8 protein-coding genes are annotated in these 13,527 nt (G+C 59.4%); 3 read left to right on the top strand and 5 right to left on the bottom strand.

Annotated elements, in window-relative coordinates; all coding sequences use genetic code 11:
- The first annotated feature begins 157 nt into the window (after positions 1 to 157).
- The gene (locus PMI27_RS13585) at positions 158 to 2,245 is read left to right on the top strand and encodes an autotransporter outer membrane beta-barrel domain-containing protein (protein WP_008156640.1); all 2,088 of its coding nucleotides are present in this window, start codon (positions 158 to 160) and stop codon (positions 2,243 to 2,245) included.
- A gap of 78 nt (positions 2,246 to 2,323) precedes the next feature.
- Here the strand turns inward: PMI27_RS13585 and oadA are convergent, their stop codons facing one another.
- Positions 2,324 to 4,132, bottom strand: a complete 1,809-nt coding sequence (oadA, locus tag PMI27_RS13590) for a sodium-extruding oxaloacetate decarboxylase subunit alpha (protein ID WP_008156642.1) — start codon at positions 4,130 to 4,132, stop codon at positions 2,324 to 2,326.
- A gap of 11 nt (positions 4,133 to 4,143) precedes the next feature.
- Complete coding sequence (locus tag PMI27_RS13595; protein ID WP_008156643.1) at positions 4,144 to 5,559, bottom strand: acetyl-CoA carboxylase biotin carboxylase subunit; 1,416 nt, start codon at positions 5,557 to 5,559, stop codon at positions 4,144 to 4,146.
- A gap of 190 nt (positions 5,560 to 5,749) precedes the next feature.
- Between PMI27_RS13595 and PMI27_RS13600 the strand changes: the two genes are divergently transcribed.
- Positions 5,750 to 6,712 (top strand): LysR family transcriptional regulator, encoded by a 963-nt coding sequence (locus tag PMI27_RS13600; RefSeq protein WP_008007793.1) that lies wholly within the window; start codon positions 5,750 to 5,752, stop codon positions 6,710 to 6,712.
- Here the strand turns inward: PMI27_RS13600 and PMI27_RS13605 are convergent.
- The 3 genes from PMI27_RS13605 to PMI27_RS13615 form a co-directional block, all read right to left on the bottom strand.
- Positions 6,654 to 6,863, bottom strand: coding sequence for a PA3496 family putative envelope integrity protein (locus PMI27_RS13605; RefSeq protein ID WP_008156646.1), 210 nt, complete (start codon positions 6,861 to 6,863; stop codon positions 6,654 to 6,656). The genes PMI27_RS13600 and PMI27_RS13605 overlap by 59 nt on opposite strands.
- Positions 6,864 to 7,069: 206 nt before the next feature.
- On the bottom strand, positions 7,070 to 7,936 hold the full coding sequence (hexR, locus tag PMI27_RS13610; RefSeq protein WP_008156648.1) for a transcriptional regulator HexR: 867 nt from the start codon (positions 7,934 to 7,936) through the stop codon (positions 7,070 to 7,072).
- Positions 7,937 to 8,071: 135 nt separating this feature from the next.
- Positions 8,072 to 10,945, bottom strand: a complete 2,874-nt coding sequence (locus PMI27_RS13615; protein WP_008156650.1) for an EAL domain-containing protein — start codon at positions 10,943 to 10,945, stop codon at positions 8,072 to 8,074.
- Between the two features lie 257 nt (positions 10,946 to 11,202).
- Here PMI27_RS13615 and uvrD point away from each other — a divergent pair, with 257 nt between their 5' ends.
- A complete protein-coding gene (gene uvrD / locus PMI27_RS13620) occupies positions 11,203 to 13,386 on the top strand; it encodes a DNA helicase II (protein ID WP_008156651.1) in 2,184 nt (727 codons plus the stop codon).
- Positions 13,387 to 13,527 lie beyond the last annotated feature (141 nt).

Below are 13,527 nucleotides of genomic sequence, written 5' to 3'. Positions count from 1 at the left end.
CGTCAGCTCGAACGGGTAACAACAGCCTTCCTCAGGGGGCCGGCAATTTTCTACACAACCTTCTGACAACCCCCGCAAGCCCGTCGGAAGCAGCTGACATCGGTACCTATAGCCTGCCTCTTAGAGTTTGGTCTCCTGTCAAAAGAGGCCGAGCTCGATGCCCGTTCAACACAAATACCGACCAAAACACCTGGCGCTGGCCATTGCGCTTGCAGTGGGTTGCGCTGAATTTACAAACGCCCAAGAACTACCAGAGCAAGCTGAACCGACGGGCCTCACTGAGGCAACCAGGCAGCCGGATTCTGTACCAGACCCGTTTTCCCGGTTCCAAGCCTTTATCAATGCGGACAGCACCTTCAAGAGGGAGATTGATTCGCTGCAACCTGCTCGACGAGGTATTTCCGTGAGACCGGAAGACCGAGATGACCTCATCATCGTCAAGAATGGTGGAAGCTTCGAAGGTCGGGTCGATGGCGGCAAAGGAACCAACGCCATACAACTTATCGGTACCGACGGTGGTCAATTGGGGAACACCCGCAACTTCAACGATCTGTATGTTTCCCAGGGATCTTGGACGCTGACCAGCACAGGAGATTTTCACGAAGGTGTGTTGGTACTGAATGACGGGATACTGACCAATAAAGGAGAAATCGAAGGCAGAGCGATCGTAGTCGGAACGCTCTTCAACAACGGCGATATTAAGGGTCATGTGGACGTCTACGAGGAAGGTACTTTTGCAGGAGCAGGCACCGTCGCTAGCCTGAATGTACAGGGCCGTCTCAACGTCAACAGCTTGCATGGCGCCCCAAAGGTCAGAGGTGACTTGAAACTCTCCAAGACCGCTGTACTCGCCTATGAGGTCAATCCCGACGGCAGTCACGAAACGATCAAAGTCGACGGTACCGCCAGTCTCAGCGGTGCAACCCTGAAAATCGTCGCAGTATCGGGTGACTATCCGCAAACCAACCAGTACACCATTATCGAGGCCGACAAGGTCGATGGGCACTTCGGCGATATCGAAAACAATCTCGCATTCATGACAGCCACTCCGGACTACAGCGACGAAAAGGCCGTCCGCCTGACCTTCGCTCGCAACGAAGTGCCTTTCGAAAATTTCGCGACCAACGAAAACGGTCGGGAACTCGCCCGCAGTATTGAAGCGCCCAAAGCCAGTCCGACGGCGCAGACACCTCCCAATACCGCGAACGCCGCTGTCACTGCCCTGCTCGCCTCCACCACCGAAACAGCCTCCCAGGCCATCGACCAACTGGACGGCGGCCAAAACGCAAACCTTGCGAAGGCGACCCTGAACAGTGACAGTCCAATCAGCGCGACCATGCTCTCGGCCATGCGTCAGCTGGACAGCGCCAGTAGCTATAGAAATTCCAGCAAGCGCAATGCACCACGCCTGGCCGCCGGCAGCGAAGACAATGGCCGAGTCTGGCTTCAAGCATTGGGTCACGGCGGGACGCTGGATCGCGACTACGACGCTCTGAAACACACAACCCACGGCCTGGTACTGGGAGCGGATTGGGGCATCGATGAGGAATGGCGCATCGGTGTAATGAGCGGCAAATCCGAAACGCGCCTGGATAGCCGTGGACTCGACGGCGATCTCGACAGCTGGCATTTGGGAGCTTATGCCCTGCGTCAAAACGGACCAATGTCCCTGCGCCTGGGCGCGACCTATAGCAACCACAACGGCAGCACTAAACGCCGGGTTGCCTTCAAAGGTTTCAGCGACCGCCCCGAAGGCCGTTACGATGCCAACACCCAGCAGGCCTTTGCGGAGTTGGGTTACAACCTGGGTCGGGCGAACGTCAGCATCGAACCGTTTGCCAGCCTGGGCTACCAACGCTATCAGCGCGACACTTACACGGAAAAAGGTGGCTCAGCGGCACTAAAGGTACAAGGTCAAACGCAGAACAACTTGAACAGCACATTCGGCCTGCGGCTGGCAAAGCTCAACACGCTGGATAACGGCATGCAACTGACGCCGCGGTTCAGTGCCGGCTGGAAACACACCTACGGGGACGTCTACAGCGATACCCGCCAACGATTGGTGACAGGCGGAAAAAACTTCACCGTTTCCGGCGCGCCGCTGGATCGTGACAGTTTGCTGGTCGATGCAGGGCTGGACCTTGGGTTGTCAGCAAAACACACCCTGGGCGTCGGCCTCACTGGCGAGATCGGCACCGACAGCCGAAACCACGGCGTCACGGGTCAGTGGCGAATGAGTTTCTGACCGCCACAAACCCGGGGCGAAAAAAAAGGGGAGCACATGCCCCCCCGAGGTTTAAAGCGGTATATCGAGGCTGTTAACTCAGCCTTCGATCTCGATCAGGATTTCGCCCGGGTTCACCCGGTCGCCCTTGGCCACGTGGATGGCGGTGACTTTGCCGGCGATGGCCGATTGGACTTCGGTTTCCATCTTCATCGCTTCGGTGATCAGCACGGCCTGGCCGGCTTTCACGGTGTCGCCTTCCTTGACCAGCACGTCGACGATGTTACCCGGCATGGTGGTGCTGACGTGGCCCGGTGCAGTGGCTTGCTTGCGCTTGCTGCTGCCGCCGCTGACGAATTCGTTGAGCGGTTCGAACACCACTTCTTCCGGCATGCCGTCGATAGACAGGTAGAAGTGACGCTTGCCTTCAGCCTTGACGCCGACACCGGTGATGTCGACGCGGTAGGTTTCGCCGTGGACGTCGATGACGAACTCGGTCGGTACGCCTTCGCCACCGGCCGAGGTCACACCGCCTGCTTCAGGAATCGGCAGCAGCACTTCTGGAGTCAGGGTGCCGGCGGCGCGCTCTTCGAGGAATTTGCGCCCGATGTCCGGGAACATGGCGTAGGTCAGCACGTCTTCTTCCGACTTGGCCACGGTGCCGATTTCGCCACGCAGCTTGGTCATTTCCGGCTTGAGCAGGTCGGCCGGACGCACGTCGATCACTTCTTCGCTGCCGATGGCCTGGCGACGCAGTTTTTCATTCACGGTGCCCGGCGCCTTGCCATAGCCGCCTTGCAGATAGAGCTTCACTTCGTTGGTGATGGTCTTGTAGCGCTCGCCGGCCAGCACGTTGAAGAACGCCTGGGTGCCGACGATCTGCGAGGTCGGGGTCACCAGCGGCGGGAAGCCGAGGTCTTCACGAACGCGCGGAATTTCAGCCAGCACTTCGCTCATGCGGTTCAGGGCGCCCTGCTCTTTCAACTGGTTGGCCAGGTTGGAAATCATCCCGCCCGGTACCTGGTTGACTTGAACGCGGGTGTCGACGGCGGTGAACTCGCTTTCGAACTGGTGGTACTTTTTGCGCACGGCGTAGAAGTACAGACCGATCTCTTGCAGCAGTTCCAGATTCAGTCCGGTGTCGAACTCGCTGCCTTTAAGGGCGGCAACCATCGACTCGGTGCCCGGGTGGCTGGTGCCCCAGGCGAAGCTGGAGATTGCGGTGTCGATGTGGTCGGCACCGTTTTCGATGGCCTTGAGTTGGCACATCGCGGCCAAACCAGCGGTGTCGTGCGAGTGAATGAACACTGGCAGCGATTGCTCGGATTTCAATGCCTTGACCAGTTCGCCGGTAGCGTACGGAGTCAGCAGGCCAGCCATGTCCTTGATCGCCACCGAGTCGCAACCCATGGCTTCCATTTGCTTGGCTTGCGCCACGAACGCCTCGATGGTGTGCACCGGGCTGGTGGTGTAAGCGATGGTGCCTTGAGCGTGTTTGCCGGCGGCTTTCACCGCTTCGATGGCGACTCGCAGGTTACGCACGTCGTTCATGGCGTCGAAGATGCGGAACACGTCGATGCCGTTGACCGCGGCCTTGGCGACGAAGGCTTTGACCACGTCGTCGCTGTAATGGCGGTAGCCCAGCAGGTTCTGGCCACGCAGAAGCATTTGCAGGCGAGTGTTAGGCAAGGCCGCGCGCAGTTGGCGCAGACGCTCCCACGGGTCTTCTTTGAGGAAGCGTACGCAGGCGTCGAAGGTCGCGCCGCCCCAGACTTCCAGCGACCAGTAGCCGACTTTGTCGAGCTTGTCGCAGATCGGCAGCATGTCTTCGGTGCGCATGCGGGTCGCGAGCAGCGATTGGTGGGCGTCGCGCAGGATTGTGTCGGTAACGTAGATTTGTTTGCTCATTGTTCTATTCCTCACAGGCCTGCGTGGGCGGCGATGGCGGCGGCGATGGCCAGGGCCAGCTCTTCGGGTTTGCGCTTGATCGAGTAGTTGGTCAGTTCAGGGTGGCTTTCAACGAAGCTGGTGTTGAACTGGCCGCTACGGAATTCCGGGTTACGCAGGATTTCCTGGTAGTACGCGGCGGTGGTCTTGACCCCTTGCAGACGCATGTCGTCGAGGGCGCGCAAGCCACGGTCCATCGCCTCTTCCCAGGTCAGCGCCCACACCACCAGTTTCAGGCACATGGAGTCGTAGAACGGTGGAATGGTGTAACCGGTGTAGATCGCAGTGTCGGTACGCACGCCGGGGCCGCCGGGTGCGTAGTAACGGGTGATCTTGCCGAAACTCGGCAGGAAGTTGTTTTTCGGGTCTTCGGCGTTGATCCGGAACTGCAGCGCGAAACCGCGGTGCTGGATGTCTTCCTGTTTCACCGAAAGCGGCAGACCGGAGGCGATGCGAATCTGCTCGCGAACGATGTCGATGCCGGTGATTTCTTCGGTGATGGTGTGTTCCACCTGCACCCGGGTATTCATCTCCATGAAGTACACCTCGCCCTCGGCGAGCAGGAACTCCACGGTGCCGGCGTTCTCATAACCCACGGCCTTGGCTGCGCGCACCGACAGGTCGCCGATGTAGGCGCGCTGTTCAGGGGTCAGTTGCGGGCTCGGGGCGATCTCGATGAGCTTCTGGTTGCGACGCTGGATCGAGCAATCACGCTCGAACAGGTGCACCACGTTGCCAAAGCTGTCGCCGAGAATCTGCGCTTCGATGTGTTTCGGATTGACGATGCATTTTTCCAGGAACACTTCCGCCGAACCAAAGGCCTTGGTGGCTTCGGAAATGACCCGAGGGAATGCTTGTTCAAGCTCTTCTCGGCTGTCGCAGCGACGGATACCACGGCCACCGCCACCGGAAGTCGCCTTGAGCATCACCGGATAACCGATGCGGTCGCCTTCGATCAACGCTTCCGCGATATCAGCGACGTTGCCTTCGGTCCCCGGGGTGACGGGTACGCCAGCCTTGATCATGCTGCGACGGGCTTCAGTCTTGTCGCCCATGCGGCGAATTACTTCAGCCGATGGACCGATGAACTTGATGCCGCGCTCGGCGCAGATATCTGCCAGTTCAGCGTTTTCCGAGAGGAAGCCGTAGCCGGGGTGCAGCGCATCACAACCGGTTTCTACCGCCAGATTCACCAGCTTGCGCGCATTCAGATAGCCGGCCAGTGGCTCGGCACCGATGCTGTGGGCCTCGTCCGCACGCTTCACATGCAACGCATGGCGGTCGGCGTCGGAATAGATCGCGACCGAGCGAATGCCCATCTCGGCGCAGGCACGTACGATTCGTACGGCAATCTCACCACGGTTGGCGATCAGGATCTTTTTTATCACTTGGAGGTTCCCTTGAGCCGGTGGTACCCACGACCTGCTAGACCAGGTCGACGCGTGACCAAATGTTTCAATTCAGTCGCAGGCCCACACTAGCCCCCACAAGGGATTAACAAAAATGATTAATTATTGGGTCAGGCATAAGTAAAGACTTATAGTTGGAACATCAGCCTGCGGCGAGAGTGCCAATAAAATGCGTAAGTCCTTGATGCGTATGACATTGCGTCAATTACAGATCTTCAATGAGGTCTGTGATTTGAGGTCCTACAGCCGCGCTGCCGATGAAATGTCTCTCACACAACCTGCCGTGAGCCTACAGATTCGTCAACTTGAAGAGCTGATTGGTCAGCCTCTGTTCGATTACGTCGGTAAAAAGCTCTACATGACCGAGGCAGCCGAAGCCCTTCAACGCGCCAGCCGGGACATTTTCGGGCGCCTGGAAAACCTCGACATGCAGCTCTCGGACATGCAGGGATCGTTGCAGGGTCAGCTGAAACTGGCGGTGGAATCGAGTGCCAAATACTTTGTGCCGCACCTGTTTGCCGCGTTCAAGCGCCAACATCCAGAAGTGAACCTGCAACTGACGGTGGTCAATCGCGGACAGGTCATTCGACGACTGTCGGACAACCGCGACGACCTGGTGATCATGTCCATGGTGCCGCAGGACATGGGGCTGGAGTTCTTGCCATTCCTCAACAACCCGATCGTTGCCGTGGCGCCACCGGATCATCCGCTGTGCCACATGGGCCCGCTGCGTTTGCAGGATCTTGAACCCTACACACTGCTGATGCGCGAATCCGGCTCCGGGACGCGGCTGGCTTGCGAAGAATATTTCAAAGAGAAGCGCGTGCACTTCAACCAGACCCAGGAAGTCTCGTCAGCCGAAGCACAGCGTGAATGTGTGCTGGCGGGTCTGGGCGTGGCGCTGTTGACGCGTCACGCCCTGAACCTTGAGTTGGCGACCGGCGGATTGATCGAGTTGCCGGTCGAAGAGCTGCCGTTGTACCGCAGCTGGTGCCTGGTGCAAGCCAAGGCGAAACGGCTGTCACCGGTGGCGCACGCGTTCCTTGCGTTTATTCGCAGCGAGCGGGTGCAGATCAGCGCGCTGGTTGAGCGTTTCGACGGGAAGTTGCCGGTGCCGCCTGCCAGTAGTTGAGCTCCAGCTCAGGGAAATCACCGATCTCGGCCAGCAGTTGGCGACGTTCGCAGCGATCTTCGATAGCGCGGCGAAATTCCATGCGGCGCTGGTCTTCCTGCTGACGACGGGTTCTGACGGCGCTGTTGCGTTCTTCGTAGGGCTGGGCCATTTCGAGTCTCCCAAGGCGATGACGGGAGTTTCAAGATAGGCGCGAGGGATGACGGTTTGGCGGCGGGCGGGTTACAGGGATGTGAATCTTTGGCGTTTTTGAGGACGCCATCGCGAGCAGGCTCGCTCCCACAGGGGGAGCGCGGTCAAATGTGGGAGCGAGACCGGCTTGCCGGCGATTAAGGTCGGAACGACCTTACGACGACGTCAGTCGTCCAGCGCTTTTACCGATTTGGGCGACAGCCGCAAGCTGCGCAGGCTGCGCTTGACGCTCTTGAGGTGATTGACCAGGCTCGGCCCGCGCGCCATGGCCACGCCCATCGCCAACACATCGATCACCACCAGGTGGGCAATGCGCGAGGTCAGTGGCGTATAGATCTCGGTGTCTTCGTGCACATCGATCGCCAGGTTGACGGTCGACAGTTCAGCCAACGGTGTCTGGCTCGGGCACAAGGTAATCAGCGAAGCGCCGCTTTCGCGCACCAGATTGGCGGTGATCAACAAATCTTTGGAACGCCCGGACTGGGAAATACAGATCGCCACGTCGGTCGGTTTCAACGTGACCGCCGACATCGCCTGCATGTGCGGGTCGGAATAGGCCGCGGCCGTCAGCAACAAACGGAAGAACTTGTGCTGGGCGTCGGCCGCCACTGCACCCGACGCGCCAAAGCCATAAAACTCGACCCGCTGGGCCTGCGACATCAGAGACACCGCACGCTGCAACTCCACCGGATCAAGCTTCTCGCGAACCTCCATCAGCGTGTGCAGGGTGGTGTCGAAGATTTTCAGGCTGTAGTCAGCGACCGAGTCGTCTTCATGAATCGCGAATTGTCCGAAGCTCGCGCCGGCAGCCAGGCTCTGTGCCAGTTTCAGCTTCAAGTCCTGGAAACCGGAGCAACCGATGGCGCGACAGAACCGCACGATGGTCGGTTCGCTGATGCCCACGTTGTGGGCCAGGTCGGCCATGGAGCTGTGCATCACCGCCGCAGGATCAAGCAGCACGTGGTCGGCGACCTTGAGCTCCGACTTGCGTAAGAGGTGGCGTGACTGGGCGATGTGTTGCAGCAGATTCAAAGGGCTGGACTCTTTGTTATTGGCAGGTGCCGGGGATGTAGCACGCTTGTAGTTATACTACATGAATCGGCTTTTTGCCTGCTCAATGCGTAACTCGATGTCCCCATTTCACGCCACATGCGCTCCATGTAGCCCTTACAAGGGTTTCTCGTCCGCACGCAACAGCGCCGCCAGGCCATCGGCCTCGACAGGGCGGCTAATCAAATAGCCCTGCACTTCATCGCAGTGCTCGGCTTTCAAAAACTCCAACTGCTCTGCCCGCTCCACACCCTCGGCCACCACTTTGAGCGACAAGCCGTGCGCCATGGCAATGATTGCCCGGGTGATCGCCGCATCCTCGCTACCCTCCCCCAGACCGCGGATAAATGCCTGATCGATCTTCACGTAATCCACAGGGATGCGCTTGAGGTAACTCAAGGACGAATACCCGGTGCCGAAATCATCAATCGCCAACTTGACCCCCAAATCACGCAATTGCTGGAAGGTCGCGATGATGTGCTCGACGCTGTCCAGCAACTGGCTTTCGGTGAGTTCCAGCTCGAGGTAGTGCGGCGCCAGACCGGTTTCTTCCAGCACCTGACGCACCAGGCTGACCAGTTTGCCCTGACGCAATTGATGCACCGACAGATTCACCGACACCCGAATCGGCGCAAGCCCCTGACGCTGCCACTCACAGGCTTGCCAGCAGGCCTGACGCAACACGAACTCGCCGATCGGGCCGATCAACCCGGTTTCCTCGGCCAGGCCGATGAAGTCCCCTGGCGGCACACGGCCCATGGTCGGGTGGTCCCAGCGCACCAGCGCTTCGGCGGCATTCAACCGACCCGTGGCGAGGCACAGTTTCGGTTGATAAAACACCATCAACTGTTTCTCTTCGATGGCTTTGCGCAGCTGATTTTCCAGCTGCAAGCGCTCCAGCGTGCTGGCTTGCAGGCTGTCGGTATAGAACTGGAAGTTATTTCCGCCCAAGTGCTTGGCGTGCTGCATGGCCATATTGGACTGATGGACCAGCGCGGAAATTTCTCGCGCGTTGTCCGGCAACATACTGATGCCCATGGACGCGCTAACCACCAGTTCATGGCCCTCGACGGTGATCGGCAAGCGCAGCTTGGTCGACAGTCGGGTCGCCACCCGCGCCAGGCTCGACAGGTTGCCGTAGGCATTGAACAACACGGCAAACTCATCGCCGGACAAGCGAGCGATGGTGTCTGCTTCAGGCAACGCATTGACCAGCCGCCGGGCCATCTTCTGCAAGAGCTGGTCGGCGATTTCATGGCCAAGGCTGTCATTGAGCAGCTTGAAACGATCCAGATTGATGTGCAGCAACGCCAGACTGCGGTAGCCGCCCTGGCGCACCCGCTGATGAGCCTCGTTTAGCCGTTCGCGGAACAGTGAACGGTTAGCCAGACCCGTTAATTCGTCGTAATGCGCCAGGTAACGCATGCGCTCTTCAGATTCGCGCCGGGCCGACAGATCGGCGAAGAAGCCCACGATATGGCTCACATTTCCCCGAGCATCGCGCACCGCGTTCAGTTGCAACCATTGCGGATACAACTCGCCATTCTTGCGGGTTTCTACCAGCTCGCCCTGCCAACTGCCGTGCTGCTCCAGCGCCTGACGAATCGCAGCGTAGTGCCGGCGGGCATCGCGGCTGCACGGCAACTCGACCACGTTGCGTCCAATCATGTCTTCAATGTCATAGCCGGTGACTCGGCTGAAGGCCTGATTGACCGCGATCAACGCGTAATTCGGATCGAAAATCACAATGCCTTCGCTGGCGGCTTCGAACACCGTTGCGGCCAGTTGTCGTTGCTCTTCCAGAGCTTTGCTGACGCTAATGTCGCGACGGGTGCCGACCATGCGGATCACCCGGCCATTTTCGCCGCGCTCAACCGCTCGACCACGGTCTTCGATCCAGACCCAATGGCCATCGCCGTGACGCACGCGGTATTCAATCTGGTAGTCCTCGCTGCGGCCCTTCAAATGCTCGACCAGTGCGCGCTTGAGCGACGGCAAGTCATCGGGGTGCAGGCGCGGCTTGAGGTGGCGAAGCATCGCCGTCACGAACTCCGGCTCCAGGCCGAACAGCTCCTGAAGCTGGGTGTGATGGACTTCGTCGGTTTGCAGGTTCCAGTCCCACAGACCGAGCTCACTGGCCTTCAACGCCAGGGCGAGACGCGCTTCACTCTTGCTCAGGGCCTGATTGGCAGCGTCCAGCTCCAGGCTGCGCTGGGCAACACGGCTTTCCAGCTCGATCTGAATTTGCCGCAGCTCGTCTTCGGCACGACGGCGCTGGTCGATTTCCTTGGCCAGCTTTTGATTGAGCTGATCGCTGCTGTTTTGAGCCTGCTGCAAGTGCTCGATCAGCGCCTGATTCTGGAAGCGCCGCAACAGCCCGCTATCGATGAGTCGATTGACCTGCCAGGCGACCACACTCAACGCGCCCAATAAAATCAGACCGAACCAGCCCCAGCCATGATCTTGTTCATCACCGCCCCAGAACAGATAGCCGATGGCCGGCAACAGACAGGGCAAGGTAAAGGACAGGAACGCCGGCAGGCTGACCGCGTAGGCAACACTGGCCGAAAGCGCTGCAGCGCCGATCAGGCCGAACACCCAGGCTTGTTGCATGAAGTTATCGGCGGGTACCAGCGCAATGCCGGCACCGGCCAGGGTCAGGCCGGTCATGGCCGAACCCAGCAAAAACATGCGGCGCCAGATCGGATGGGCCTGACGATTGGGTATCGCCGAATCGAAGGCCGCGACTTGAATCACCCGCAACGCCACCAGCGACAACAGCCACACCAGCCAGACGCTGACCAGGAAGTAACGCTGCGGGCTCCAAAGCAAGCCAGCGCAGACCAGACCGTTGATCAACATGAATAACGTGGGCAGCAACGAGCCCTGATAAAGCAGACGCGTGCGTTCGACCGCCATTTCCATGGCGTACTGTTTGCGGATAACCCGGGGCTCCACGACGGGGCCCGACAGGTCGGTGCTGAGGGTCATAGGCAATGTTCTTGTTCTTATAATGGTGAGCATGCGCCCGAAACGTCGACGGAGCATACACAAGCATATGCCTGGACCAAACTGCTCCAGATCATAAATAGACCAAAGTATCGACTGCCTGGCCCCGTGTAAAAGCAGCCAAGCGAGCCCCGCCAACGCTTGCAGCCAGTGACTGACCGGTCGTCCTGCACCTATCTTTCATCGGCTAAAACAATGCAGGGTTTGCCCGGTGTGACGCCGCCCCCTAGAATGCCCCGATGCGCGATGATCTCTCCCTTCTGCTGAACTCCCTCAACGATGCCCAACGCCAGGCCGTAGCTGCCCGCGTGGGTCGTCAGTTGGTCCTGGCCGGTGCTGGTTCCGGTAAAACCCGAGTGCTGGTGCACCGTATCGCCTGGTTGATCCAGGTCGAAAACGCCTCGCCCCACTCCATCCTGTCGGTGACCTTCACCAATAAGGCCGCTGCCGAGATGCGCCATCGCATCGAGCAGCTGATGGGTATCAACCCGGCCGGCATGTGGGTCGGCACCTTCCACGGCCTGGCCCACCGCTTGTTGCGGGCGCACTGGCAGGAAGCTGGCCTGAGCCAGACTTTCCAGATTCTCGATAGCGACGACCAGCAAAGACTGGTCAAGCGGGTGATCCGCGAGCTGGGCCTGGACGAGCAACGCTGGCCGGCCCGTCAGGCCCAGTGGTTCATCAACGGGCAGAAAGACGAAGGTCTGCGTCCGCAACACATTCAAGCCAGCGGCGATCTGTTCCTGGCGACCATGCGCAGCATTTATGAAGCCTATGAGGCTGCGTGCCTGCGCGCTGGCGTGATCGACTTCTCCGAATTGCTGCTGCGCGCCCTCGACTTGTGGCGCGACCATCCGGGCTTGCTGGCGCACTATCAGAAGCGCTTCCGGCACATTTTGGTGGACGAGTTCCAGGACACCAACGCCGTGCAGTACGCCTGGTTGCGACTGCTGGCCAAGGGCGGCGACAGCCTGATGGTGGTCGGCGACGACGATCAGTCGATCTACGGCTGGCGCGGCGCGAAAATCGAGAACATCTATCAGTACTCCGATGATTTCCCGGATGCTGAAACCATTCGCCTGGAGCAGAACTACCGCTCCACCGCCGGCATCCTTAAAGCAGCCAACGCCCTGATCGCCAACAACACGGGACGCATGGGCAAAGAGCTGTGGACCGACGGCGGTGAAGGCGAAGCGATCAACTTGTACGCGGCGTTCAACGAACACGATGAAGCACGCTACGTGGTGGAAACCATCGAAAGCGCGCTGAAAACCGGCTTGGCTCGCAGCGATATCGCGATTTTGTACCGCTCCAACGCCCAATCGCGCGTTTTGGAAGAAGCCTTGCTGCGCGAGCGCATTCCGTACCGCATCTATGGCGGTCAGCGCTTCTTCGAACGGGCAGAAATCAAAAACGCCATGGCCTACCTGCGCTTGCTGGAAGGTCGCGGCAACGATGCAGCACTGGAGCGGGTGATCAACGTTCCGGCCCGCGGTATCGGTGAGAAAACCGTTGAAGCGATCCGCGACCATGCCCGTCACAGTGATGTGTCGATGTGGGAAGCCATGCGCCTGCTGGTGGCTAACAAAGGCCTGACCGGCCGTGCGGCCGGCGCACTGGGCGCATTCATCGAGCTGATCGAGAACCTCGCCGCCAAGTGCATGGAAATGCCGCTGCATCTGATGACCCAGACCGTCATCGAGCAGTCTGGGCTGATCGCCTATCACGAAGCGGAAAAAGGCGAGAAAGGCCAGGCACGGGTAGAAAACCTTGAGGAACTGGTCAGCGCCGCGCGCAACTTCGAAAACGCTGAAGAAGATGAAGACCTGACGCCATTGGCGGCGTTCCTCGGTCACGCATCACTGGAGGCCGGAGATACTCAGGCCGACGAGCACGAAGACAGCATTCAATTGATGACGTTGCACAGCGCCAAGGGCCTGGAATTCCCTTATGTGTTCCTGGTGGGCATGGAAGAAGGCCTGTTCCCGCACAAGATGAGCCTTGAAGAACCGGGTCGTCTTGAAGAGGAGCGCCGTTTGGCCTACGTCGGTATCACCCGGGCCATGCAGAACCTGGTGATGACCTATGCCGAAACCCGACGCCTGTACGGTAGCGAGACTTACAACAAGGTGTCGCGTTTCGTACGTGAAGTGCCGAAAGGACTGATCCAGGAAGTGCGGCTGTCCAATAGCGTCAGCCGTCCGTTCGGCGGTGGCCAGCAGCAGAGCTCCAGCAGCCTGTTTGGCGGTAGCGAGATCCCGGACACCGGGTTCAGCCTCGGCCAGACCGTCCGGCATTCGGTGTTTGGCGACGGCGTGATCCTGAACTTCGAAGGTGCCGGGGCTCAGGCTCGGGTGCAGGTGAACTTCAGCGAAGGCAGCAAGTGGCTGATGCTGGGTTACGCAAAGCTGGAAGCCATTTAATAGCTTCTGTGGGAGCGAGCCTGCTCGCGATGAACGATAGCGCAGTGTTTCAGACATACCGCTGCGCCCCCAATCGCGAGCAAGCTCGCTCCCACAGGGTTTTGTGTTGCATCCACTCTGTGTGCTGATACACGTTGATCT

The sequence above is a fragment of the Pseudomonas sp. GM41(2012) genome (genome assembly GCF_000282315.2).
Taxonomy (GTDB): Bacteria; Pseudomonadota; Gammaproteobacteria; order Pseudomonadales; family Pseudomonadaceae; genus Aquipseudomonas.
The sequence above is the reverse complement of the archived record's forward strand: the minus strand, read 5'-3'. Positions and strand labels throughout refer to the sequence as shown.

What these genes read in the sequence shown, in the direction of transcription:
- PMI27_RS13605 (WP_008156646.1), bottom strand. Translation starts at nt 6,863, where the DNA reads ATGGCCCAGCCCTACGAAGAACGCAACAGCGCCGTCAGAACCCGTCGT.
- PMI27_RS13585 (WP_008156640.1), top strand. Translation starts at nt 158, where the DNA reads ATGCCCGTTCAACACAAATACCGACCAAAACACCTGGCGCTGGCCATT.
- PMI27_RS13600 (WP_008007793.1), top strand. Translation starts at nt 5,750, where the DNA reads ATGCGTAAGTCCTTGATGCGTATGACATTGCGTCAATTACAGATCTTC.
- uvrD (WP_008156651.1), top strand. Translation starts at nt 11,203, where the DNA reads ATGCGCGATGATCTCTCCCTTCTGCTGAACTCCCTCAACGATGCCCAA.
- PMI27_RS13615 (WP_008156650.1), bottom strand. Translation starts at nt 10,945, where the DNA reads ATGACCCTCAGCACCGACCTGTCGGGCCCCGTCGTGGAGCCCCGGGTT.
- oadA (WP_008156642.1), bottom strand. Translation starts at nt 4,132, where the DNA reads ATGAGCAAACAAATCTACGTTACCGACACAATCCTGCGCGACGCCCAC.